The 25,327-nt window shown below is 67.8% G+C and carries 12 protein-coding genes; 10 read left to right on the plus strand and 2 right to left on the minus strand.

Annotated elements, in window-relative coordinates; all coding sequences use genetic code 11:
* Positions 1-28: 28 nt before the first annotated feature.
* A complete protein-coding gene (locus tag R2910_09295) occupies positions 29-895 on the plus strand; it encodes a protein phosphatase 2C domain-containing protein (protein MEZ4413165.1) in 867 nt (288 codons plus the stop codon).
* A 64-nt stretch (positions 896-959) separates the two neighbouring features.
* On the opposite strand, the gene R2910_09300 is transcribed toward R2910_09295, so the two are convergent.
* Positions 960-2,132 (minus strand): succinylglutamate desuccinylase/aspartoacylase family protein, encoded by a 1,173-nt coding sequence (locus R2910_09300; GenBank protein ID MEZ4413166.1) that lies wholly within the window; start codon positions 2,130-2,132, stop codon positions 960-962.
* On the minus strand, positions 2,129-4,048 hold the full coding sequence (locus R2910_09305) for a glutamate-cysteine ligase family protein (protein ID MEZ4413167.1): 1,920 nt from the start codon (positions 4,046-4,048) through the stop codon (positions 2,129-2,131). The genes R2910_09300 and R2910_09305 overlap by 4 nt, the downstream gene beginning before the upstream one ends.
* A 302-nt stretch (positions 4,049-4,350) precedes the next feature.
* Here R2910_09305 and R2910_09310 point away from each other — a divergent pair, with 302 nt between their 5' ends.
* From R2910_09310 to R2910_09350, 9 genes are all read left to right on the plus strand, one after another.
* Positions 4,351-6,627 carry a protein kinase gene (locus R2910_09310; protein ID MEZ4413168.1) on the plus strand — a complete coding sequence of 759 codons (2,277 nt, stop codon included), beginning with the start codon at positions 4,351-4,353 and terminating at the stop codon, positions 6,625-6,627.
* Positions 6,624-8,090 carry a YiiX/YebB-like N1pC/P60 family cysteine hydrolase gene (locus R2910_09315; GenBank protein ID MEZ4413169.1) on the plus strand — a complete coding sequence of 489 codons (1,467 nt, stop codon included), beginning with the start codon at positions 6,624-6,626 and terminating at the stop codon, positions 8,088-8,090. The genes R2910_09310 and R2910_09315 overlap by 4 nt, the downstream gene beginning before the upstream one ends.
* 209 nt (positions 8,091-8,299) lie before the next feature.
* Positions 8,300-10,939, plus strand: a complete 2,640-nt coding sequence (locus tag R2910_09320) for a protein kinase (GenBank protein MEZ4413170.1) — start codon at positions 8,300-8,302, stop codon at positions 10,937-10,939.
* A gap of 166 nt (positions 10,940-11,105) precedes the next feature.
* Positions 11,106-14,078: a protein kinase gene (locus R2910_09325; protein ID MEZ4413171.1), complete on the plus strand. Its 2,973-nt coding sequence runs from the start codon at positions 11,106-11,108 to the stop codon at positions 14,076-14,078.
* 179 nt (positions 14,079-14,257) lie between these two features.
* The gene (locus R2910_09330) at positions 14,258-16,900 is read left to right on the plus strand and encodes a protein kinase (protein MEZ4413172.1); all 2,643 of its coding nucleotides are present in this window, start codon (positions 14,258-14,260) and stop codon (positions 16,898-16,900) included.
* 257 nt (positions 16,901-17,157) lie between these two features.
* Positions 17,158-19,848, plus strand: a complete 2,691-nt coding sequence (locus R2910_09335) for a protein kinase (protein MEZ4413173.1) — start codon at positions 17,158-17,160, stop codon at positions 19,846-19,848.
* Positions 19,845-22,508, plus strand: coding sequence for a protein kinase (locus tag R2910_09340; protein MEZ4413174.1), 2,664 nt, complete (start codon positions 19,845-19,847; stop codon positions 22,506-22,508). The genes R2910_09335 and R2910_09340 overlap by 4 nt, the downstream gene beginning before the upstream one ends.
* A gap of 47 nt (positions 22,509-22,555) precedes the next feature.
* A complete protein-coding gene (locus tag R2910_09345; protein ID MEZ4413175.1) occupies positions 22,556-24,841 on the plus strand; it encodes a S9 family peptidase in 2,286 nt (761 codons plus the stop codon).
* A gap of 108 nt (positions 24,842-24,949) precedes the next feature.
* On the plus strand, positions 24,950-25,306 hold the full coding sequence (locus tag R2910_09350) for a hypothetical protein (protein ID MEZ4413176.1): 357 nt from the start codon (positions 24,950-24,952) through the stop codon (positions 25,304-25,306).
* Positions 25,307-25,327: the final 21 nt, after the last annotated feature.

Consider the following 25,327-nt stretch of genomic DNA (forward strand, 5'->3'; position numbering starts at 1 on the left):
ACGGACGACCAGAAAGGAGGCGTGAACCATGCCTGCTGACGCGGAATGGGTGCGACCGACCGACACCGAACTGGACATGTTCGGCATCACGCACATCGGTCGTGTCCGGAAGGAGAACCAGGACCATTTCATGCTGTGCACCGTGCACCCCCAGGTGGTGGTGCACGGCACCAGCCTCCCGGAACCGGAGTCGCTGCCGCTGCGGGGCGAACGGATCGCGACCTACATGCTGGTCGCCGACGGCGTCGGCAGCGGTTCGGGCGGGGGAGAAGCGAGCCGGCTCGCGCTCGCCACGATCACGGCGTACGTCGCCTCCTCGATGCGCTCCTACCACAGCGCCGGCGCCGCCACGGACACCGAGTTTCACCAGGCGCTGACCGATGCGGCGCTCGAAGCGCACGCGGCGGTCCTGAAGAAGCAGGCGCTGGACCCCACCGCGAAGATGGCGACGACGCTGACGCTCGCCGTGGCCGTTTTCCCCCATATGTACGTGACCCAGGTCGGTGACAGCCGCTGCTATCTCTACTGGAATGGAACGCTTACCCAGGTCACACGAGACCAGACCATTGCGCAGGGGCTGGTGGATCAGGGCATCCTGCCGGCAGACCGCATCAACAGCTCCCCGCTTAGCCACGTGCTGTCCAGCGCCATCGGCAGCGACGAGGCGATGCCGGTCGTCAGCCGAGTGGAAATTCCCCGCGGCTGCGTCATCCTCCTGGCCACCGACGGCCTGACCAAGCACGTGAGCAACGACGAGATCGCGGAGCAGATCAAGGGCATGGACTCGTCCGAACAGCTCTGCCGGTCGCTCCTCGCCCTGGCCCTGGAACGCGGCGGCAGCGACAACATCACCCTCATCGCGGCCCGCGCGCCGATCCGCACGGACGGCGGCTGAAGCCGCCGCCCGGCGGACGTCCCCCCTCTCCGCTGGCCGGAGAGGGGGACAGGGGGTGAGGCAGTCAGGATTGCGTCGTCGGCGCCTCGATCCGCCGGGCGAACACGATCCGCCCGTCGCGCGGCGCGAGGCGGCGGTAGCCGCAGAGATGGAAGATCGGCACCACGAGGAAGCGCGCGATGTCGGGATTGACCAGGACCTGGCGAGGGCGGATCGGGTCTCGTCGGACACCGGGGAGCCAGGTCAGTGCCTGATCGACCCGCAGCCAGCGGAGAACGGCGGAAAGGCTCAGCCAGCTCTTCCGCACCGGCCGCGTGATGAAGAACCCGTCGGATCCCAGCCCCTGGTATCGCGGCATCAGCAGCAATCCGCTCATCGGCGCCCGCACCGGGCCGCGCACGTCCTCGGCGAGGAGCTCGCCGCGGCGTATCGGCTGGAAGTGCCGGAAACCGGGCAGCATCTCGAAGTGGTCGTCCGGCGTGATGTTGTGCCGGTACGTCACCTCGGCGACGACCGGCGCTCCCTTCGCCGCCTTCCGGAGTCGTTCGGCCTTCGCCTCCACCACCGCCGAATTCGCTGGGACGGCGCGGATCCCCGACAGCACGGTCCACAGGGCCGACTCCAGATTGTCCGCTGTTTCTGGCGCCGTGTGCTGTCCCCCCTCGACGACCAACACCGAGCGACCCTGCCGCTCCATGTAGTCGAGCATGGAACCACGGATCGACTCCTCGATGCCGAGGATCAAGGGAATCGGGCTGGCGAAGGCGATGGCGCGGTCGTGAAGCGTGTCGTTGATGGCCTGGAAGGGCACGCCGGGACCGGAGGTAGAATGCAGTTCGACCAGCAGGTGGTCCCGATCGGGGAACTCCCCCAGGATGGCGTCGATGGCCTGGACGAGTCCCCGCAACTCTGCCTGCTCGACGCAGGCCGGCGGCTCGTTCCCGCGGGCCCGCTCGACTTCGGCGGGCGTCCAGAGCCGGGCGAGGTCCCGGTCCACGAACCGCCGGCCGAGGTGCAGCGCGGCCAGGTTTCCGGCGAGGGCTACGATAGTGCCTGTGAGGGGGAGTGCACCCCCCGCCAGCGACTCCAGAACGCGGCGCGCCGCGAGGGGGCCGGCCGGTTCGTTGCCGTGGATGCCCGCAACGACGACGACCACCGGACCGGGTTGCGCGCCGTCCACCCGGCCGAGGAGTCGCTCCCGCACGGCCGTCCCCGCGTGGTCCAAGGCGCCGTTCACGTCGCGGAGGCCCCTTTCAGGTAGCGCTCGAAGAGCTGGAAGGCGATGTCGAGGAAGTCCCGCTCGCTCACCACGCCCACCAGCATCCCGTCCTTGACCACCGGCAGGCACCCCACCTTGTGCTCGCGCATCAGCGCGAGGGCGTCGAGGCAGGGCATATCCGGGGTCGCGGTGATCGGGTTGGCCTTCATTACCTCCCGCACCGGCACCGGCGCCGCCGCGCTGGCCCGGCCGGCGGCCACCAGGCCGAGCAGGGTGCGGTGCGAAAGCATGCCGACCAGATGCCCCTGTTCATCCTCCACGGGGACGTGACGCAGGTGCCGCCACCGCATCACGCTCGCCGCCACGTCCACCAGGTCCTCGGGGTGCACCGTGAAGAGATCGGTGGTCATGACTTGCCCCACGACCCGGTGGCTGTCCCGCCACTCGTCGATACTGAGTTCCTGCGGGGGGGCCCAGGTGTGCACCGGTTCCCCGGAGCGCTGGCGCTCGAGCATGATGCGCGTGAGGGTGAGGTAACGCGCCGTCGCCGGGCGCATTCCACTCAGCCGGTCCGCGGCGTCCAGGGTCCATTGCGCGCCGGTCTGGCCCGTGGCCACCCGTCCCTCGATGACGCCGAGGTAGCGATCGATCTCGTCCGCCGGGATCCCCCGCCGGGCCAGGCCGGCGCGGGCGTACGGCAGCAGCACCTCCCGCAACAGGGGACGGGCGGCGTAGGTCTCGCCGTCGGCCCAGCGGAAGTTGGCATGGAGGCCGTAGCGGGCCGCCGCCTGGAAATTGGCCTTCACGTGCGGGAAGGTGAACGACGTCCGGACGTCGCCGTACTCGTGTCCGAGCTCCACCATCAGCCCGAAGAAGAAGGCGGCGTTGGCCACCTCGTCGAGCACGGTGGGGCCCGAGGGCAGCACCCGGTTCTCGATGCGCAGGTTCGGCTTGCCGTCCAGCACGCCGTAGCAGGCGCGGTTCCAGCGGTAGATCGTGCCGTTGTGGAGCGCGAGCGCGCGGAGCTTCGGCACCTCGCCCCGCTCCAGCTGCGCCAGCGACGACTCCCCGGTCTCCGCCCGCAGCAGCAGGCGGAAGCGCGCAATGTCCTCCTTGAAGAGCTCGGTCACCGAGTGATCGACCCAGTTGTCGCCGAAGGACACGCGCTGCGGCGCCCCCCGCGCCTTGTGCTGGTCCGAGCGCACGTCGAGCGATTGCTCGAACATGGCCACCCGGGTCTCCCGCCAGAGCTTGTGCTGCAGCAGGAGCGGGGAATTGGCGGCGGCGGCGAGCACGGGGGCGGTGACCACCTGGGCCAGGTTGTAGGCACGGGCGAAGTGGTCGGCGCCGATCTGCAGGTGGATCTGGAAGCTGGTGTTGCACGCCTCGAGCAGCACGTTGTCATGGGTGAGGGCGAGCTCCTCGATCCCCTTGATCTGCGTCCGGAACTTGCCGCCCGAGAGCTCGCTCATGACGCGATTCAGTTCCTGGTAGCGCGGCAGGGGCGTCATGCTGGCGAGGTCGAGATCCTGCTTCTCCAGGCTGGGCAGCGTGCCGGCGAGGAGGATGTCGCCGCCGAGCGCGCGCGCGGCCCCCCTGGCCCGCTCGAGGGCTGCGTTCAGCCGTCGCTCCATCTCGGAGAGGCAGCGGTTCTCGAAGGTGAGCGGCTGGAGGTTGTACTCGATGTTGAAGAGGGCGAGCTCGGTCGTGAATCCCTCGCCAAGATCGCGCAGGACTTCCTGGGCGAGGAGCGCGGGGCGCCCGTCGGGATGGACGAGGAACATCTCCTGCTCGGCGCCGATGCGGCAGAGCCCCGGCTCGATGGCGCCGCTAGCGCACATCCGGTCGAGCGCCTCCACGTCGTCGAGGAGGGCGCGGGAGATGCGCCGGAGCTGCTCGTCCCCGGCCGGGGTGGTGATGTCGTGCTGGCCCATATGGAGAAGATACCGGCCACCCCGAGGATGGCTACCCGGGCGACTCTGAAGAAATGCCTAAAGGAGCGGCTCCCTGAGTCACCTCCCCCCCGGTTCAGGCCCTCGGGTGGCGGAACTCCGCTTCGTAGCGCACCTTGGGACTGAACTCCTTGGGTCGCCGGCTGAGGCTGGCGCACGGCTGGTACCATTGCCTCACCCCCTGTTCCCCTCTCCGCAATCTGGAGAGGGAGGACGCCGGACCCACCGAAACCGCTCTCCGGATTGCGTTGGAATGACCTACATTATCTAGACCGGACCATCACTTGACCGATTCCACCCTCAGCCACAATCCCATGACCCTCGCCGGCACCACCCTTGGCCGTTACCGCCTCCTCGACCGTCTCGGTGCCGGCGGCATGGGCGAGGTCTGGCGCGCCCACGACGCCAACCTCGATCGCGAGGTGGCCATCAAGCTGCTTGTGCCGGGCGCCCTCGCCGACGCCGACACCCAGGCGCGCTTCCGGCGCGAGGCGCTGGCCCTCTCCCGACTCTCGCACAGCGGCATCGCCACCGTCTTCGACTTCGACGCCCACGAGGGCACCTCCTTCCTGGTGATGGAACTTGTTGCCGGTGGGACCCTCGAGGCGCGCGTCGCCAGCGGCCCGATGCCCCTCGACGAGGTGCGGCGCATCGGGGCCGCGGTCGCCGACGCACTGCAGAACGCGCATCAGAACGACATCGTGCACCGCGACCTGAAGCCCGGCAACGTGATGCTGACCTCGGCCGGCCAACCGAAGATCCTTGATTTCGGCATCGCGATGCTGCTTGGTGACGCCGGATCAAAGCTCACCCGCCCCGGGATGATCCTGGGGTCCCTGCCGTACATGGCCCCCGAACAGCTGACCGGCGACGCCGATTCTCCGGGCAGCGACATCTACGCGCTCGGCGTGCTGCTCTTCGAGATGCTCACCGGCCGCCGGCCCTTCGTGAAGGAGCGCGCCGAGGCACTGATGTTCGAGATTTTCGGCAACGCGCCGCCGACGGTACGTTCGCTCCGCGCCGATGTGCCGGACGATCTCGAGCGGCTGGTGATGGCCTGCCTCAGCAAGGACCCCACGGCGCGTCCAGCGAGCGCCGCCGTGGTCAGCGCAGCGCTGCAGGGGCACACCGCGGCAGCGACTGGCCCCGTAACGGCTGCAGTGGAGGTGATCCGCTCGATCGTGGTGCTCCCGCTCCGCAACACCTCCGGCGATCCGACCCAGGAATATTTTGTCGACGGGATGACCGAAGCGATCATCTCCGACCTGGCCCACATCAAGGCGCTGCGCGTCATCTCGCGAACTTCCGCGATGCAGTACAAGGGGAGCACCAAGACGTTGCCTGAGATTGCGCGCGAGCTGAATGTCGATGCCGTGCTGGAAGGTTCTGCGCACCTCGTTGGCGCACGGGTGCGCGTCAGCGTCCAGCTCATCGCGGCGCGCAGCGACCAGACCCTCTGGGCCGATCGCTATGATCGCGACCTCGTCGATGTCCTGGCGCTGCAGAGTGACGTGGCGGCGATGGTGGCGCGGGAGATTGCCGTGCAGCTCACACCGGCGGAGGCAGGCCATCTGGCACGGCGACAGGTCGTCAACCCCGAGGCCCACCTCGAAGTGCTGAAGAGCCGGCACTCGATGTTTGCCGCCACAAAGGATGCGCTCGAGGTCGCCCTTCGCCATGTCAGGCGGGCGCTTGAGATCGCCCCCGACTATGCCGTGGCGTGGTCGGCCCTGGCTGACTGCCAGATCATCCGCGTGGTGCGCGGCATGGCATCGCCGGCGGAAGCCGGCGCGGAAGCCCATGCCGCAGCGTCCCGGGCTCGGGAACTCGATCCCGAGCTGGCCGATGCCTGGGCGTCCCTTGGCTTCATCGCCTCCGCCACCGGCGATGTCCGCGGCGGACTGCGCCTGCTGCAGCAGGCGGTCGAGCTCAACCCGGGCCGCGCATTTACACATGAGATGCTCTCACGCGGCCTGTGTGCCTTTGATCGCATTGATGAGGGGATCGCCGCGGCCATGCAGGCGGTCGAGCTTGACCCGCTGTCGTCCATCATCCGGACGGGGGTGGGCGATGCGCTGTACTACGGTCGGCAGTACCAGAAATCGGTGTTCCACTACCGGATGGCGATCGAGCTCGACCCACGCTTCGACGGCGCGCACACCGACCTGGCCCGCGCGCTCGAAGCGCTCGGTCACTTCGAGGAAGCGCGCGCGGCGTACGAGGAGGGCCGGCGCCTGGCGGGTGGCATCGCTGGGCCGTCGTTCGGACTGGCCCACCTCGCCGCCGCCGCGGGCGACGAGGCCGGGGCCCGCCGCATCCTGGCGGAACTCACGGCGGCGCGGGGCAGTCGTGTCGTCTCGGCGTGGGGCATCGGTGCCCTGCATGCCTCACTGGGCGACATCGAGGACGCCTTCACCTGGCTGGAGACCGCCATCAAGGAGAAAGCGTCGGGTCTCATGTGGCTCCGGGTGCACCCCCGCCTCGATCCGATCCGGCAGGATCCGCGCTACTGGCCAATGGTGGAGCGAGTGGGGCTCGCCGGTATGCCGGAGGACGCTTGAACTTCGCCAAGCCGGTCGCAGCCATCCTCGCCCTGGGCGTCATCCTCCTCGCACTTCCCGCCCGAAAGCCCCCGGTGCCCCCAGCGCCACCCGGCGCTGCGCCGTTTGAATGGAATCAGGACTCGCTCTGGCGCGCGCTCGAGGCACGGTTTGTTGCAGTGCGGACATCGGGGTGTGTCGATGCGCCCGCGGAGATGGCACTCGGCTTCAACGCCGTCGGCAGTCTGCTCGACACCCTCGCCGTCAACGACGTCGCGCCATCCGACCCGCGACTCGACACGCTCGAGGGCGCCTTCTTCGCCCTCGGCCCCGTCATGGCCGCCTGCCCGAGCGGGCTGCGCGCGTACGTCGATCTCTCGGGCCGGCTCCGCGAGGTCATCAAGGACCAGTCGCAGCACTGGGACGCCAGCGACCTCCCGAGCCGTCAGCGTCTCTATCGACTCCTCTACGGCACCCGTGCCGCCGTGGAGGAGGCGATGCTGCAACATCCCGACAGCTCGCTCCCGTTCCTCATGGGCCGCGACGAACCGTCGGCCACACCCGCCGCCGAGGTGCTCGGCGTCCGCGTTCATTCGGGGGACATGCTGGTCTCCCGCGGCGGCTACCCCACCTCGGCGCTCATCGCCCGCGGCAACGACTACCCTGGAAACTTCTCGCATGTCGGGCTGGTGTACGTCGACTCGGCCACAAGTGAGATCTCCGTCATCGAGGCGCACATCGAGGTCGGTGTCGCGGTCACCACCGCCGAGGGGTACCTGGCGGACAAGAAGCTCCGGCTGATGGTGTTGCGGCCGCGCGCCGACCTCCCCGCCCTCGTGGCCGACCCGATGCTGCCGCACCGCGCGGCGGGCAAGATCCTGGCACGGGCCCGCGCGGAGCACATCCCCTACGATTTCGCGATGGACTACGGCGACCCGTCGGGACTCTTCTGCTCGGAGGTGGCGTCCACCGTTTACAAGGACGAAGGCGTCACCCTCTGGATGGGGCTCTCCACCATTTCGCGGCTGGGCATCCGCACCTGGCTCTCGGAGCTTGGGGTGAAGCACTTCGAGACCCAGGAGCCCTCCGACCTCGAGTACGACCCGCAGCTGGTGGTGGTGGCCGAGTGGCGCGACCCCGGCGCGCTCCGGCAGGACCACCTCGACAACGCGGTGCTCGACGCGATGCTGGAGGGCGCGGACCAGGGGGTGGAACTCACCTACCCCTGGTACAAGCTCCCGATGGTGCGGCTGGCCAAGGGGTACAGCGCGGTACGGGTGCTCCTGGGCGGGCATGGGCCGATTCCCGAGGGGATGTCCTCCTCGTCGGCGCTACGGCACGACACCTTCATGACCCGGCAGCAGACGCTGGCCGCGGCGGTGCAGGGCGCGGCGGACTCGACCGCCGCGGCCCAGGGCTATCCACCGTTCTACTGGACGCTGGTCGATCTGGCCACCCGCGCCACGCAGGCAGATTCCCTCTAGCCGTCCCCCCTATCTGGCGGTATCCTAAGGGGTTACCCATCCCGCGTCGCGCCGCCGGCTGAAGCCGGCTCTCGGGCCGCTGGCTGAAGCCAGCTCTCGGCTGATGTCACTAGAGTGACGAACGAGTTCCGATGTTACGTGTCGCTTCAGCGACATCAGCCAAGCCGTGGCTTTAGTCACGACTCGGGCCACCGCGAGGAGTCTTTCCATTGACCGACGTTCTCCCCCGCCTGACCGAAGCCCTCTCCGATCGCTACCGCATCGAGCGCGAGCTCGGTCAGGGCGGCATGGCCACCGTGTACCTCGCGCAGGACATCCGGCACAACCGGAGGGTGGCGGTCAAGGTGCTGCGGCCCGAGCTCGCGGCCGTCATCGGCGCCGAACGATTCCTCTCGGAAATCACCACCACCGCCAACCTCCAGCATCCGCATATACTGCCGCTCTTCGACAGCGGCGAGGCCGACGGCTTCCTCTTCTACGTGATGCCGTACGTGGAAGGGGAGACGGTCCGTGACCGGATCAGCCGGGAAAAGCAGCTCCCGGTGGCCGACGCGGTGCGGATCACGATTGAAGTGGCAAGCGCGCTCGACTACGCCCACCGCCAGGGCGTCATCCACCGCGACATCAAGCCCGAAAACATCCTGCTCCATGATGGCAGCGCCCTCGTGGCCGACTTCGGCATCGCGCTGGCCGTCAGTACTGCCGGCACCCGGATGACTGAGACCGGCATGAGTCTCGGCACGCCGCACTACATGAGCCCCGAGCAGGCGATGGGGGAGCGGGAGATCACCGCCACCTCCGATGTCTATGCCCTGGGCTGCGTCCTGTACGAAATGCTGGTCGGCGAGCCACCCTTCACCGGCCCCACCGCCCAGGCCATCATCGCCCGCGTGGTGACGGAGGAGCCGCGCTCCCTCACCATCCAGCGGAAGACGATTCCCGAAAATATCGAAGCGGCAGTGGAGCAGGCGCTCCAGAAGCTGCCGGCCGATCGCTTCACCTCGGCCGCCGAGTTCGCCTCGGCACTCCAGGGCCAGAGCACCGTTTCCATGACACGGACACGGCCCCGTGGATCTGCGGCCCCGGATGCCCGACACTCCATCCCGGTCCCCCTGATGGCCGCATCGGGGCTGCTGCTCGCGGCCCTGGGGCTCGCCGGGGGATGGGTGCTCTGGCACCGGACCGCCCCGGTATTTCCCCCGGTCGTGTCGCGGTACGCGGTGCCACTTCCCGATAGCATCGCCTACGACGGGCTGAATGGAGAGCAGGTCGTCTACGCCCCAGACGGCTCGGCGTTCGCATTCACCTCGCGCTCCGGGCTCATGTTGCGCTACGCGGATCGAGAGGAGCTCGTCGCGGTCCCCGGTGGGCGGCGGGGAAGCACTCCCTTCTTCTCGCCAGACAGCCGCTGGATCGGTTTCAAGGATGGCCCCCGGCTCATGAAGCTGCCCCTGGCCGGCGGGGCGCCGGTCGTCATCTGTGACTCCTGCCCGGGGTACGCATTCACCTGGGGCAGCGATGATTCCGTCCGCTTCTATGCCGCCCCTCCCAACGACACGCAGGGGCGTGCACTGCTGGTCTTGTCGTCCCGTGGGGGAGCGCCTCGCATCTTCGCCAAACCGGACAGCAGCTCGGGGGAGAGGTTCCGATCACCCATCCTGCTGCCGGGCCGCCGGACGGTCCTGTTCGCGCTGTTCAAGGGCAAGACGAGCCGTCTCGCGGCGCTGAACCTCGAGACCGGCGTGATTACGCGTTTCGACCAGGTCGGCTTCTCTCCCCAGTGGGTCGATCGCGGCTTCGTGGTGCTGAGCAACGAGGACGGCACGCTGGTCGCGCTTCCCTTTGACGCCGCGCGGGTCCGCCCGACGGGCCCGCCGGTGACGATCGTCCGCGACATCAGTCAGCAGGATGCCTTCGTCTCGTCGGCCGGCGTCTCGGCGTCGGGCTCGATCATCTATCCGCTTGCGGGAGCCAGCGCCCTTAGGCGGCTGATGCTCGTCTCGCGCACAGGACAGGCTGCTCCCCTGGCGAGCGAACCTCGGCAGTTTGACAATCCGCGATTCTCGCCCGATGGCCGCCGCATCGCGGTGACCGCCAGGGAATCCGACGGCGCCGGACGCGACATCTGGGTCTTCGACGTCGCCCAGCTGTCGTGGTCCCGCCTGACCACCGATGGCCTCAGTGATGGACCGATCTGGACGCCGGACGGCCGACGCCTCGTGTATTCAAGCAACCTTGACTTGTGGTGGATTGCGGCCGACGGCAGTGAGCGCCCGGAGAGCCTCTACGTGGCCAATGGAGGCCGGATCGCCGGGAGCGTCACGCCGGATGGTCGCAGCCTGGTCTACCAGGAGTATGACAGCGGCAATGACGGCATCCGGTCCATGGCATTCGATTCGGCGCCGGCATCGCGCCTGCTCCTGCCCGCCGCCTTCAATGAGTCCGAAGTGACCCTGTCGCCGGACGGACGCTGGATGGCCTATCAGTCCGACGAGGCCGACCGGATGGAGGTGTACGTCCGGCCCTATCCGGGGCCAGGGGGTCGCGTGTCGGTCTCGTTGCTGGGCGGAACCGAACCAGCGTGGTCACGGGACGGCCGCGAGCTCTTCTATCGCGCGGGGGACAGCCTGATGGCGGCCACCGTCACCCTCGCTCCCGGCTTCGCGGTCACCGGACGGCGGGTCCTGTTTACTGGCACATTCCTGTCCAGCGCCAGGTCGCGCGAGTACGATCCGGCGCCAGATGGCCAGCACTTCGTCATGGTCCAGGGCGGCGACGCCCAATCCAAGCTGATCGCCCTCAACAACGTGTTCGACCGGCTGGTGTATGAGCGGGAGCAGAAGAAGTGATTCGAGCTCGTCGCTAAAGCGACGGCTCGGCTGATGTCGCTGAAGCGACACAAACCAAGCAGGAGTTCGTCCCTTTGCGCTCGTTGTGTCTCTTTGCGGCTTTGCGTTAAATGCTTTTCACGCGAAGTCGCGAAGACCGCGAAGGTCTATTCATCGGAGTAATCGGTTGACCGACCCACTGCCCCGCCTCGCCGCCGCCCTCGCCGACCGCTACCGCATCGAGCGCGAGCTCGGCGCCGGCGGCATGGCTACGGTGTACCTGGCGGAGGACCTCAAACACAAGCGGAAGGTGGCCATCAAGGTCCTGAAGCCGGAGCTGGCCGCGGCGATGGGCGCTGATCGGTTCCTCAGGGAAATCGAGACCACGGCGCGGCTGCATCATCCGAACATCCTGCCGCTCTTCGATAGCGGGGAAGCGGGAAAGCGGGACACCGGCGAGGGAGGCCTCCTCTACTATGTGATGCCGTTGGTGGAGGGTGAGTCCCTCCGCGACCGGCTCGACCGCGAGAAGCAGCTTCCGATCGACGACGCACTCCAGATCACCCGCGAAGTGGCCGACGCGCTCCGCTATGCGCACAGTCGCGGCATCATTCACCGCGACATCAAGCCAGAAAACATCCTTCTCGAGGGCGGCCATGCCCTGGTCGCCGACTTCGGCATCGCCAAGGCGGTCACCGCAGCCGACGGCGAGACGCTCACCCAGACCGGGATGAGCATCGGCACCCCGCACTACATGAGCCCCGAGCAGTCCGCCGGTGAGTCCGACCTCGACGGCCGGAGCGATCTCTACGCCCTCGGCTCCGTCCTCTACGAAATGCTGGCGGGGGAACCGCCCTACACCGGCCCCAGCGCGCAGGCCATCATCGCCAAGCGACTGATGGAGCCGGTGCCGCGCGTCTCGGTGGTGCGCGAGACCGTGCCGCCCCACATCGAACGCGCACTGACCCGTGTGATGGCCAAGGCGCCGGCCGACCGCTACCCGACGGCCGATGCGTTCCTGACCGCCCTGCAGGACACCACCACGACAGCCGGCACGGTGGCCACCGCGAGCAGACCTCGCGGCTCACGGTCGTACCTCCGCCGCGCGCTCGCCGCCGCGGCCGTCGTGATCGCCGTCGTCGCCGGGTACTTCTTGCTGCGGAGCACCGCACCCGAAGGCCCGCTGTCGCCTGACGTGATTGCCGTCCTTCCCTTTACCGTCCGCGGCAATCCCGGCCTCGATTACCTCGGCGAGGGGATGGTGGACCTGATGAGCGCCAAGCTCGACGGCGCCGATCCGCTGAGCGCCGTCAATCCGCGGGTGGTCATTTCGCTGGTGAAGACAAAGCAGGTGGATGTCGCCGATCCGGCCTCGGTGCAGAAGGCGGCCGAACAGCTTGGTGCCGGTCGCTATGTCACGGGAGAGGTGCTGGAGGTCGGTGGACGCGTGCAGCTGATTGCCTACCTCCACGACACCGATCGCCCCGATGCCACGCCCGAGCGCGCGACGGCGGAGGGCCAGCCCGATCAGCTCCTCGACGTGATCGACGGGCTCGCCGTGGAACTCCTATCGAGCACCATGTCAGGTGCCTCCGATCGGATCAAGAAGGTGGCAACGGCCACCAGCGCGTCACTGCCCGCCACCAAGGAATTCCTGCAGGGAGAGCGGCTGCTGCGTGTCGGCGCCTATCGCGAGGCCGCCGAGGCGTACGATCGGGCCGTGGCGCTGGACACCGCCTTTGCCCTGGCCTGGTACCGGAAGAGTGTCGCGGCGGACTGGATCGACGGGCTCGACGTGCGCAGTTCGGCGGACCGCGCCTGGAGCTACGCCGATCGCTTCTCTCCTCGCGACCGTCAGCTCGTCTCGGCGCTGCGCCACCGCCGCCACGGCGAGAACCACCAGGCCGCGCAGGAATACGCCGCGCAGCTCCACACCTGGCCTGACGAGGTGGAGGGGCAGGTGCAGATGGGGGAGATCCTCTTTCACGACAACCCCCGGCTCGGGCGACCGATGGCCGAGGCGATTCCCGTCTTCGAGCATGCCCTGGCCCTCGAGAATTCCAATGCCAACGCGCGGATTCACCTGGCGCGGCTCTACGCCATGTACGGCAACATCGACTCCCTCCGCGAGACGGTGCGACACTTCACCGCCGAGAACGCGGAAAGCGAGCGGACCTTCGAGGTGCAGGCCATCCTGGCCTGGACCGTGGGGGATACCGCCCTGCAGACCGACATCCTTCGGCGGATCGGGGATTTCCCTGCGTACTATCGCTTCTACGCCGTGCACGGTGTCGCGCGGTTCGCCAAGAATGCCACTGGCGCCCAGGAGCTTCTGCGCGGGTACGAGGGGAGCGAGCCGTGGGTCGTCATTCAGACTCCCAACCTGCTCATCACCCAGGGAAAACTCGACGGCCTTCGCCGGTTCATGGCGACGATTCCAGGGGGGCGAACGCCTAACTGGGATATGTACGAGGCGTTCCTCTGGACGTCGGGTACCGTGCCCGCCGACACGGTACGGATGAACCAGCTGCTGCACTCGATTCGGACCGCGGCCCCAATGGAAATTCAGGGCACCCGCTGGCTTCCCCCATACTACGACCTCACGCTCGCGCTCGCCGCCTTCGAGCGTGACTATCACACCGCCCTGCTCCTCATCCATCTCGACCGCCCCGACGAGGCACGCCGCGTCATCGCGACGATGAATCGCGCTGATTCCTTTCCCGGGCTCGGACAGACGAAGCGAGAGGCGATCAGTTCACTCGAGGCGGAGCTGGCGTATCGCAATGGCAACGCCGATCAGGCGCTGAACCTCCTGCGGACCGTGAACTATGAGGTGCCCCACGCTGCCACGGTGCTGCCCATGATCGATGGTGCCCGGGGCCGGTTCCTGCGGGCGGAGCTGGAGCTGTCCGCCGGCGATACCGCCACCGCCATGGGCTTCTACCACGGCCTCGACGACAGCTGGAGCCCCTTTGACACCCCCTTCCGCCCGCTCGTCTATGCGCGGCTGGGTGCCATCGCCGAGGCGCGGGGGCGGAAGGCCGAGGCAATCGACTATTATTCGCGACTTCTCGACCTATATAAGGACGCGGACCCCATCTATGCGGCCGAGCGGGAAACGATCCTGCAGCGGCGGAACGCATTGCTGGGGCCGCGGTAAGACTAGAGCCCCGCCCGGGCTCGTCGCTAAAGCGACGGCTCGGCTGATGTCGCTAAAGCGACACGACCCACATACACTGATGTCCCTTTGCGTTCTTTGCGTCTCTTTGCGCCTTTGCGGTAAGTGTTGTTCACGCGAAGCCGCGAAGACCGCGAATGTCTTTTGATGGGAGTAATGGGTTGACCGATCCACTGCCCCGCCTCTCCGCCGCCCTCGCCGACCGCTACCGCATCGAGCGCGAGCTCGGCGCGGGCGGCATGGCCACGGTGTACCTGGCCGAGGACCTCAAACACCGGCGCAAGGTGGCGATCAAGGTGCTCCGCGCCGAGCTGGCGGCCGTCATCGGCGCCGAGCGGTTCGTCACCGAGATCACCACCACGGCTAACCTCCAGCATCCCCACATCCTGGCGCTCCACGACAGCGGCGAGGCCAACGGCTTCCTCTTCTACGTGATGCCGTACGTGGAGGGGGAATCGCTCCGGGACCGGCTGAGCCGGGAAAAGCAGCTGCCGATCGCCGATGCGGTGCGGATTGCCGGCGAGGTGGCCGGCGCCCTCGACTACGCCCACCGCCAGGGCGTCATCCACCGCGACATCAAGCCCGAAAACATCCTGCTGCACGACGGGCGCGCTCTCGTGGCCGATTTCGGCATCGCGCTCGCCGCCACCAGCGCCGGATCCCGGATGACGGAAACCGGGATGTCCCTCGGCACGCCGCACTACATGAGCCCCGAACAGGCGATGGGAGAGCGGCAGCTCGATGCCCGCACCGACGTGTATGCGCTGGGGTGCGTGCTCTACGAAATGCTGGCCGGCGACCCGCCCTTCACCGGGAGCACCGCGCAGGCAATCGTCGCCAAGGTGATGACCGAACGGCCGACCGCCCTCTCGACGGTGCGCGACACGGTGCCGGAAGAGGTGGAGGACGCCGTCCTCACGTCGCTGGCAAAGTTGCCTGCCGACCGGTTCGCCACCGCCGCGGAGTTCGCCGCGGCGCTCCAGGGCCAGGGCACGGGGCCCATGAGGCGAGTCCGGCCTCTCGGCCCAGCTGCCCCGCTGCCCCGCCGCCTCGTACCGATGCTCCTTGTCGCAGCGATCGCGTTAGCTCTCTGGGGCTGGCTCCGCCCGCAGCGCGCGCCCCCGTCATCTCCGCCGTCCCGGCTGGCCATCCCGACGCCCACGCTCGGCGGCTCGAGCACCGGCCTGCAGCGGCAGGTCGCCATCACCCCGGACGGAAGCACCATTCTCTACACCGCAGTGGCCGAGGGCGGGAACTACACGATGGCCCGCGCGCTCGACGAGACCGAGGCTGCCGTCGTGCCAAGTATTCCCCAGTTCGTGGCGGGATACGCCATTTCCAAGGATGGCCGGGAGTTCGTGGCGACGAGCTTCACGAGCCGTGCCTCGTCCCGGTTCCCCATCGGCGGCGGGACCGCAAAGCCCATCCCCGCCGACCTGGATGTCAATGGCTACTACGCCTGGGCGGACGATGGGGCGCTCTGGTTCGGGGCGCTCCAGAACATGAGCGAAGGGACCGCGCGGCTTTCACAGGACGACCGGATCACGCATCCCTTCGGAACCAAGAACGCCGATCTGGTCCCGATGTTCATCCTGCCCGGCGACAAGACGGCAATTGCCGCCCGCAAGAATCTCGGCACGGCATCGGGCCCGGCGTTCCTGCTGGACCTCAAGACCGGCGAGGCGACCCCGCTCATCGACCAGAACGTGGTCGACATCAAGTTCGCGGCGGGGTTCGTGGTCTACGCCCTGACCAACGGCAACCTCGAGGCGGTGCCCTTCGATCTCTCCACGAAGAAGGTCACTGGCAGTCCTGTCACGATTGCCACCGGCGTCTCGCTCACCGGAACCGGGGTCGCCCAGTTCGACGTGGCCACCAACGGCACGGTGGTCTACGTGCCGGAGGACCCCCGCTCCCTCGTGCTCGTCGACCGGTCGGGGGCAATGCGCACAGCCGTCGCGGAGGGCCACAACTACCATTCCCCCCGCTTCTCGCCCGATGGACAGCGGGTGGCGGTGGACTTCACCACCGCGGACGGTCGGGATGTCTGGCTGCTTCGTCTCGCCGACGGCACCCTGACCCGCACCACCTTCCTCCGGGACGGGCATGATCCGACCTGGAGCCCCGACGGACGCTTCCTCTCCTTCCTGTCGACCCGGAGCGGCGCCCTCGGCATCTACCGCATCCGTCCGGGCAGCACCGAGCCGGCAGAATCGCTCTTTGCGTCGCCTCAACTCGGGTACACCGGGGTCTGGCTCAAGGACGAGAGCGCGATCGTCACCGCCGGGACGACCCTGGAAGGCGGCTCGCGCACCGACATCGGCATCATCCGGAACGGCGGCCGCGGGCCGATCGACCCGCTGGTGGCCACGCGATTTGAAGAGCAGTATCCAGCCGTCTCTCCCGATGACAAGTGGCTCGCCTTCGCCTCGTCACAGTCGGGCCGCGAGGAGGTGTACGTGCGCCGCCTGGACGGGACCGGAGAGCAGGTGCAGATCTCCCTCGCGGGCGGGGCGGAACCGGTGTGGGGGCCGAACGGGCGCGAGCTGTTCTATCGGGCGTCCAACGGCAGCGGCGTCGACCTGGTGATGGCGACCCTCCAGGTCATCCCCACGGTCCAGGTGCTCAGCCGGCAGCCACTCTTCGCGGTATCCGACATCGGAACCGCCACACCGCACGCCAACTACGACATCTCGCCCGACGGCAAGACCTTCGTGATGGTCCGCCTCAACCCGGCGTCCCGGATCATGGTCATCCAGAACCTGCCCGGGCTGGTGGCGAAGCTGCGGGGAAATACTCCCTAGCCCTCCCCCATATCTCGCGGTATCATAAAGGGTTACCCTGCCATCGATCGTCGGCTGAAGCCGGCGCTCGGCCGGTGTCGCTAAAGCGACGCGTGGGCCGCCCTCTCCGCCAAAGCGGCGCGTGAAGGTGGCGGGCAGCTGTAAGGCAATCGCCTCGGCACTCCTCGTCCAAGCGAGATGCCAGAATCCACGTCGCTTTGGCGACACCAGCCGAGCAGTGGCTTTAGCCACTGGTCGAGCAGCGACCCGGAGCCCCAGTGACCGACGTTCTCCCTCGCCTTACTCAAGCCCTCTCCGACCGCTACCGCCTCGAGCGGGAGCTCGGCCAGGGCGGCATGGCCACCGTCTACCTGGCGCAGGACATCAAGCACAACCGGCGCGTGGCGGTCAAGGTGCTGCGGCCCGAACTGGCCGCCGTCATCGGTGCTGAGCGGTTCCTCTCCGAGATCACCACCACCGCCAACCTCCAGCATCCGCACATCCTGCCCCTGTTCGACAGCGGCGAGGCCGACGGCTTCCTCTTCTATGTCATGCCATATGTCGAGGGTGAGACGGTACGGGACCGGATCAGCCGCGAGAAGCAGCTCCCGGTGGATGACGCCGTCCGCATCACCACCGAGGTCGCCTCGGCGCTCGACTACGCCCACCGCCATGGCGTCATCCACCGCGACATCAAGCCCGAGAACATCCTGCTGCACGACGGCTCCGCCCTCGTGGCCGACTTCGGCATCGCGCTCGCCGTGAGCACCGCCGGTACCCGGATGACTGAGACCGGGATGAGTCTCGGCACGCCGCACTACATGAGTCCCGAGCAGGCAATGGGGGAGCGGGAGATCACGGCGCGTTCCGACGTCTACGCCCTGGGCTGCGTGCTCTACGAGATGCTCACTGGCGATCCGCCGTTTACCGGGAGCACGGCGCAGGCCATCGTGGCGCGGGTCGTCACCGAGACGCCGCGGCCGATGCTCCCGCAGCGCAGCACCATCCCGCTGCATATCGAGGCCGCCGTCCTCACTTCACTGCAGAAGCTGCCGGCCGACCGCTTCAAGACCGCGGCGGAGTTCTCCGAGGCGCTCGCCGACTCTGGCTACGCCTCGAAGACGACGGTCATGATGACGGCGGCGACGGGGCGCGGACGTTGGTCCGGCCTCGCCATCCCGCTGGCCGTCGTCGCGGCAATCGCCACAATCGCCGCACTCTGGGGATGGATCCGGCCGGAGCCGCCCCGGCCCGTCGCACGGTATGGACTCGGGTTCCCGGATGGCCAGGCCCCGACCCTGCAGATGGCGCTCTCCCCCGACGGGGCTCGATTGGCGTACGTGGGCCCCGGGCCGGATGGGCAAGACCGACTCTGGATCAAGGAACGGGCCCAGTACGCCGCCACACCGCTCGCGGGGACGGAAGCCGTCGTGACGCCGACCTTTTCCCCCGATGGGCAGTGGGTCGCATTCGACCAGCTCGGACAGCTACGGAAGATGCCCATCATTGGGGGGGCGGCGATCACGCTGGCCGATTCGACCCTCTTCCCGCTCGCGGCATGGCTCGATGACGGCACCCTCGTCTTTTCGCGTCAGGATTTCACCCTGGGCAGAGTCTCGGAGGCCGGCGGGACCGTGACCGTCGTCTGGCGCCCGGACTCCGTGCAGGGGTTCCAGCGCGCCCCCGTCTTTCCGACCGCCCTCCCGGGGGCGCGGGGGGTGCTCTTTTCGCTGTGCACCGCCAACTGCGTGCAATCGGAGGTCTGGGTGCTCGACCTGAAGTCGGGCGACGCCCACATCCTCGTTCCCAATGCCGTCAAGGGGTGGTATCTCCCGAGCGGGCAGCTCGTGTACGTCCGCGCCGATGGAAGCGTCCTGGCCGCCCCCTTCGACCTGAAACGGCTCGAGATGACTGGCGCGTCCGTCCCGGTACTCGACGACGTGGCCATGCTCTTCGGCGTCTTCCCGAACCTGACGTTCAGCGCCAGCGGCACGATGCTGATGCAGGTGGGCAACGGATCCGGGGAGATCCCGCTGTACGAGATGGCCTGGATCGACCGGACCGGACGAGTGACGCAGCTCGACTCCAGCTGGACCTTCCGTCACTCCCAGTCCAACGGCAACGTCGGCTGGTCGCTCTCTCCCGACGGCCGGCGGATCGCCATCGGGCTCAACACCAACTCCGGCGACGATATCTGGATCAGGGACCTGGTAAACGGCACTCTCTCTCGGCTCACCTTCGACAGCACCTCCGAAGAACGGCCCCGGTGGACCCCCGACGGGAAGTCGGTCACCTACATCGTCGACGGGCTCGACTTGCTCCGCCAGCGGCCCGCCGACGGGACCGGCAAGGAGCAGATCCTCATCGAGACCTCGCCACTCATCCTCCTTGAAGGCTCCTGGTCGGCGGACGGCAAGTGGCTGCTGCTGCGGGTCGGCGGCAACGGCCCGACCAAGCAGCGCAACATTCTCGCTTTCCAGCCCGGGGTGGACAGCGCGCCGCAGGAACTGCTTGCCAGTTCGCAGGCCGACGAATCGGCGCCCGCGCTCTCCCCCGATGGCAAGTGGCTTGCCTACGCCTCGGACGAGACTGGCCGGAGCGAGGTGTACATTCGACCGTTCCCCAACGTCGATGACGGGAAGTGGCAGGTCTCGACCAGCGGCGGTCAGGCGCCGCTCTGGGCCCACAGCGGCCGGGAGCTCTTCTACGTGGACGCCGCCCGCAACATGATGATGGTGCCGGTGCCGGCGGCGGGGCCGTCGCAGATGGGCGCCCGCGTCAAGCTCTTCACGCTCGGGAACGACGTCTTCCTGAACCCGAATGAGTGGTACACCCCGTTCGATATCTCGCCTGACGACAAGCGATTCCTGATGTCCCGCCTGGTGTCCGCCGGAGCCGCCGAGACACCGACCTTCCTCCTGGTCGAGAACTGGTTCAACGAGGTCAAGGCGAAGGTGGGCAAGCAATGAGCAGCTCGCCCCTCCCCCGCCTCACCGAGGCCCTCGCCGACCGCTACCGCCTCGAGAGTGAGCTCGGCGAAGGGGGCATGGCCACCGTCTACCTGGCGCAGGACATCAAGCACAACCGGCGCGTCGCCGTGAAGGTGCTGCGGCCGGAACTGGCGGCCGTCATCGGCGCGGAGCGGTTTCTGACCGAGATCACCACCACCGCCAATCTCCAGCACCCGCACATCCTGCCGCTCTTCGACAGCGGCGAGGCCGACGGCTTCCTCTTCTACGTGATGCCGTACGTACAGGGTGAGACGGTCCGCGACCGGATCAGCCGCGAGAAACAGCTGCCGGTGGCCGACGCGGTCCGAATCGCCTCCGAGGTGGCCTCCGCGCTCGATTACGCGCACCGGCACGGCGTCATCCACCGCGACATCAAGCCCGAGAACATCCTGCTGCACGACGGCAGCGCGCTGGTGGCCGATTTCGGCATCGCCCTCGCCGCCAGCAAGGCCGGCGGGACGCGCATGACGGAAACGGGCATGAGTCTCGGCACGCCGCACTACATGAGTCCAGAGCAGGCCATGGGGGAACGGGAAATCACCGCGCGTTCCGATGTGTACGCGCTGGGCTGTGTGCTCTACGAGATGCTCACCGGCGACCCGCCCTTCACCGGCTCCACCGCGCAGGCCATCGTGGCCCGGGTGGTGACCGAGCATCCCCGCTCGATGACCAGCCAGCGGCACACCATCCCGACCCACGTCGAGGCAGCAGTCCTGACCGCGCTCGAGAAGCTTCCCGCCGACCGATTCGCCACCGCCGCGGAGTTCGCGGCTGCACTGGCGGACCCGAGCTACGCCAGCAAGACGACGGTCATGATGGCGGCGGCGACCGGGCGCGGACGGTTTTCGGGCCTCGCTGTCCCGCTGGCCGTCCTCGCGGCGATCGCTACCATTGCCGCGATTTGGGGATGGTTCCGGCCGGAGTCTCCCCGGCCCACGCTTCGCTACACCATGGTGCTCCCCGAGGGGAAGGAGCTCTCGACCGATCGCGGCACCCGCTTCGCCATTTCTCCTGACGGTTCGAAGATCGTGTACGCCGGACAGGGGCCCGAGGGCACCCAGCTCTACCTCCTCGACCGCAGCCAGATCGAGCCCACGCCGCTCTCCGGCACCGATGGCGGAATCGTTCCGTTCTTTTCTCCCGACGGACGGCAGATCGGGTTCACCCTCCTGGGGAACGCCGCGATCAAGGTGATGCCACTGAGCGGCGCGCCGCCGGTCACCATCGCGGACTCGGGCCTCGGCTCCGACGGGGCCACCTGGAGCGCCGACGGCTACATCTACTTCGACGGGCTCACCGGCGGCGGCACCACCGGGCTCGTCCGAGTGGCTGCCTCGGGTGGGCCGCTCGAACAGGTGACCACGGTGGACACCGCCAACGCCGAACAGGATCATTTCTGGCCGGTGGCGATCCCCGGGGGGCGTGGCGTGCTCTTCACCGTGCAGTACCGGAGCGCCCGGCAGGCAAGCAACATCGCCGTCTTCGACCCCAAGTCGAAGACGTACCACACGCTGGTGCAGGGGCTCACCGCCCGCTACGCCCCGACCGGCCACCTCATCTATGTCTCGACGTCAGGTGACCTCCTCGCGGTGCCGTTCGACCTCAAGCGGCTGCAGGTCACTGGTCAGCCGGTGGCCCTGACCAACCGGATCGCCGGTCGGGCCTTCGGGGCGGTGGACCTGGCCCTCTCGTCCTCCGGCACCCTGATCTACCAGGTGGGAGAGGTCAACACCGATCCGGCGACAGTCGCGTACGTCACGCGCGACGGCCGCTTCACCCCGGTGGATTCCGGCTGGAGCAGCAGCTTCCAGACGCTCGCCCTCTCCCCCGACGGCAAACAGCTCGCCGTGAGCATCGTGGCCACGGGCGAGCAGCAGGTCTGGATCAAGCAGCTGCCCGACGGACCGCTGAGCAAGCTCACCTTCGACGGCCAGTCCAACATCCGGCCTACTTGGCACCCCGACGGCCAGACGATCGGGTTTACGAGCGCGGCCCTGACCTTCGCCGCCGTGCGGGCCGACGGGAGCGCCCAGCCCACGGTCCTGGTGACCGACACCGCCCGCAGCGGGGTCCAGGAAGGAGTCTGGTCGCGGGACGGCACATGGATCATCTACCGGACCACCACCCGCGACATCCTGGCCCGCCGGACCGCAGGCGATACCTCGGCGGTGCCCCTCCTCCAGACACCAAACTTTCAGGAAGTTGAGCCGACCCTGAGCCCCGACGGGAAGTGGCTGGCGTACGCGTCGAACGAGAGCGGGCGCTTCGAGATCTACGTCCGGCCGTTTCCGGACACCGACCGCGCCAAGTGGCAGGTGTCCACCGATGGTGCCACCGACCCGCTCTGGTCACGCAGCGGACGCGAGCTCTTTTTCTTCGCGAACACCGGAATGGTGACCTCCGTGGAAATCCTCCCGGGCGCCACCTTCACCATGGGCAAGCGCACCCCGCTCTTCAGCGCCACCCAGACCGCCGGCGGCCCCCACTCGTGGGACATCACCCCCGACGACCAGCGCTTCGTCATGATCCAGCTCTCCGGGAGCGGGGACATCCAGAACCGTGAACTGGTGGTGGTGGACAATTTCTTTCCCGAACTCAAGGCCAAGCAGACCCGCTAGCCAGCACAGTGCACCTGCAGCACCGACTTCACACAAGGAATCCGTTCATGCATCGCTCCTCGATCCGTCGGTTCGGCATTACCCTCCTCGCCCTGGTCGGCACCCTCGCCGCCCTGCCCGTCTCGGCACAAGTCCCCGAGGCCACCGCCGCGGCGCTCAAGCAGATCTTCGCCTCCCGCTACTACGCCGCCGAACGGTTCGGGCCGGCCCGGTGGATCGAAGACGGCAAGGCCTACACCACACTGGAGAAGCCTGCCGACAGCACCGGCGGCTATGACATCGTCCGCTACGACTCGAAGACCGGTGCGCGGAGCATCCTGATTCCGGCGGCGTCGTTCATCGCGCCGGGCGACACCGTCCCGCTTTCGATCAGCAACTACATCTGGTCGCCCGACGCGTCGCAGCTCATGATCTTCACCAACACCGAGCGGGTCTGGCGCCAGAACACCCGCGGTGACTACTGGGTGCTCGACCGCGCCTCGGGCGCGCTCCGCCAGCTGGGAGGCAAGGGCGCCCCGGCGTCCACCATGATGTACGCCAAGTTCTCGCCGCAGGGCGACCGGGTGGCCTTCGTGCGGAAGGGCGACATCTACGTCGAGCGGCTCTCCGACGGCGCCATCACGCGGCTCACCACCGGCGCCGACTCGCTGCACGTCAACGGCATGAGTGACTGGGTGTACGAGGAGGAGTTCGGGGTCCGCGACGGCTTCCGCTGGTCTCCCGACGGAACGAAGATCGCCTATTACCACTTCGACATGACCGGCGTCGGCACCTTTCTGATGATCAACGACACCGACTCCCTCTACCCCTTCACCATCCCGATCCAGTACCCGAAGGTGGGCACCACCAACTCCGCCGTCACCGCCGGCGTGGTAAGCGCCACCGGCGGCGCCACAACCTGGTTCCAGCTCCCCGGCGACCCGCGCGAGGATTACATCCCCTTCATGGAGTGGGCCGGGAAGGACTCGGTGCTGGTGCAGCGGATGAACCGGTGGCAGAACAACGACGCGCTGATTCTGGCCAGCGCCGCGACCGGTGGCACCCGCACCATCCTCACGGAAACCGACGAGGCCTGGCTCGACGTCATTGACGACATTCCGTGGCTGAAGGGTGACAAGGAGTTCATCTGGCTGAGCGAGCGGGACGGCTGGCGGCACGCCTATGCCATCTCGCGCGCCACCGGTGCGGCCCGGCTCCTCACCCCCGGCAACTTCGACGTGATGAGCATCGCGCTGGTGGACGACAAGGGGGGGTGGCTCTACTACGACGCCTCGCCGGAGAATGCCACGCAGCGGTACCTCTGGCGCACCCGGATCGACGGCAAGGGGAAGGCCGAGCGACTGACGCCGATGGACCAGGCGGGCAGCCACCGGTACACCATCTCGCCGGACGCGAAGTACGCCTTCCACAGCTGGTCCAGCTTCGACAGGCCAGGGCCCACGGAGCTGGTGAGCCTGCCGAAGCACACCGTGGAGCGCACCCTGGCCGCCAACACCGAGCTCGTGGCAAGGGTCAAGGAGACGATCACCCGGCCCGGCGAGTTCTTCCAGGTGACGATCGCCGACGGCTCCACCCTCGACGGCTGGATGATCAAGCCGAAGGACTTTGACCCGACCAAGCGCTACCCGGTGCTGATGTACGTGTACGGGGAGCCGGCGGGGCAGACTGTGCTCGACTCCTGGATGGGAGGGAGCCGGCTCTGGTACCAGACGCTGGCCGACCAGGGGTATCTCATCGCCAGTGTCGACAACATGGGCACCCCGGCCCCGAAGGGGCGCGCCTGGCGCAAGGCGGTCTACGAGCAGATCGGCGTCCTCTCGAGCATGCAGCAGGCGGAGGCGGTGCAGGCGCTCGCCCGCACCCGGCCATACTTCGACTCCACGCGCGTCGGCATCTGGGGCTGGAGCGGCGGCGGCTCGTCGACGCTGCAGGCGATGTTCCGCTACCCCGAGGTCTATTCGATGGGGATGAGTGTGGCGCCGGTCCCCGACCAGCGGCTCTACGACACCATCTACCAGGAGCGGTACATGGGGCTCCTCGGCCCGAACGCCGAGAAGTACGACTCCGCCTCGGCGATCCACCAGGCCAAGGGACTGAAGGGACACCTGCTGATCGTCCACGGCTCGGGCGACGACAACGTGCACTACCAGGGCACGGAGCGGATGATCAACGAACTGGTGAAGCTGAACAAGTCGTTTGACGTGATGGTGTACCCGAACCGGACGCACTCGATCCGCGAGGGTCCGGGCACCACGCTGCACATCTACTCGCTGCTGACCCGGTACCTCATGCAGAACCTGCCGGCGGGGTCGAACTACACGCCGATGCCGTGAGGCCGTTCGCGCGTCCCCCTCTTCATATTATGGAGAGGGGGACAGGGGTGAGGTGAAACGGCGTGAAGCGCAGCCGAGAGACGACCACATCAGAACTGGGGTATCCGCTTGACTAGCCGAATTCGGCGCCTGATTGCGGTTTCCATTCTCTCGGTTCAATTCCTCGGCGCCTGCTCGATGTGGGTGCCCACCACGACGCCGCTGCCCACATTGGTGGCGGAGCAGCACCCTTCGAAGGTGCGTCTCGACCTATCTGATGGAACTCATGTCGAGATCAAGTGGCCCGCGATGGTCGGGGATTCGATGGTGCGAAGCGATTCTGCGGTGGTGGAGCCGGTCGACGTGCGGGATGTCACACGAGTGCAGGTACGGGAGGTGAGCGGGATCAAGACGATTGGGCTGGCGGTATTTGTCCCCCTCGCGCTGTTCGCCATCGTCTTCGCGGCAATGTACGAGGGCGACTGAGCTTTTCTCCGTGCCGCGACT

It is taken from the genome of Gemmatimonadales bacterium (genome assembly GCA_041390145.1).
GTDB lineage: Bacteria > Gemmatimonadota > Gemmatimonadetes > Gemmatimonadales > GWC2-71-9 > SPDF01.

Bases quoted from the DNA above. Each gene is read 5' to 3' on its own strand.
- R2910_09295 (MEZ4413165.1), top strand. From the start codon at position 29: ATGCCTGCTGACGCGGAATGGGTGCGACCGACCGACACCGAACTGGAC.
- R2910_09305 (MEZ4413167.1), bottom strand. From the start codon at position 4,048: ATGGGCCAGCACGACATCACCACCCCGGCCGGGGACGAGCAGCTCCGG.
- R2910_09340 (MEZ4413174.1), top strand. From the start codon at position 19,845: ATGAGCAGCTCGCCCCTCCCCCGCCTCACCGAGGCCCTCGCCGACCGC.
- R2910_09345 (MEZ4413175.1), top strand. From the start codon at position 22,556: ATGCATCGCTCCTCGATCCGTCGGTTCGGCATTACCCTCCTCGCCCTG.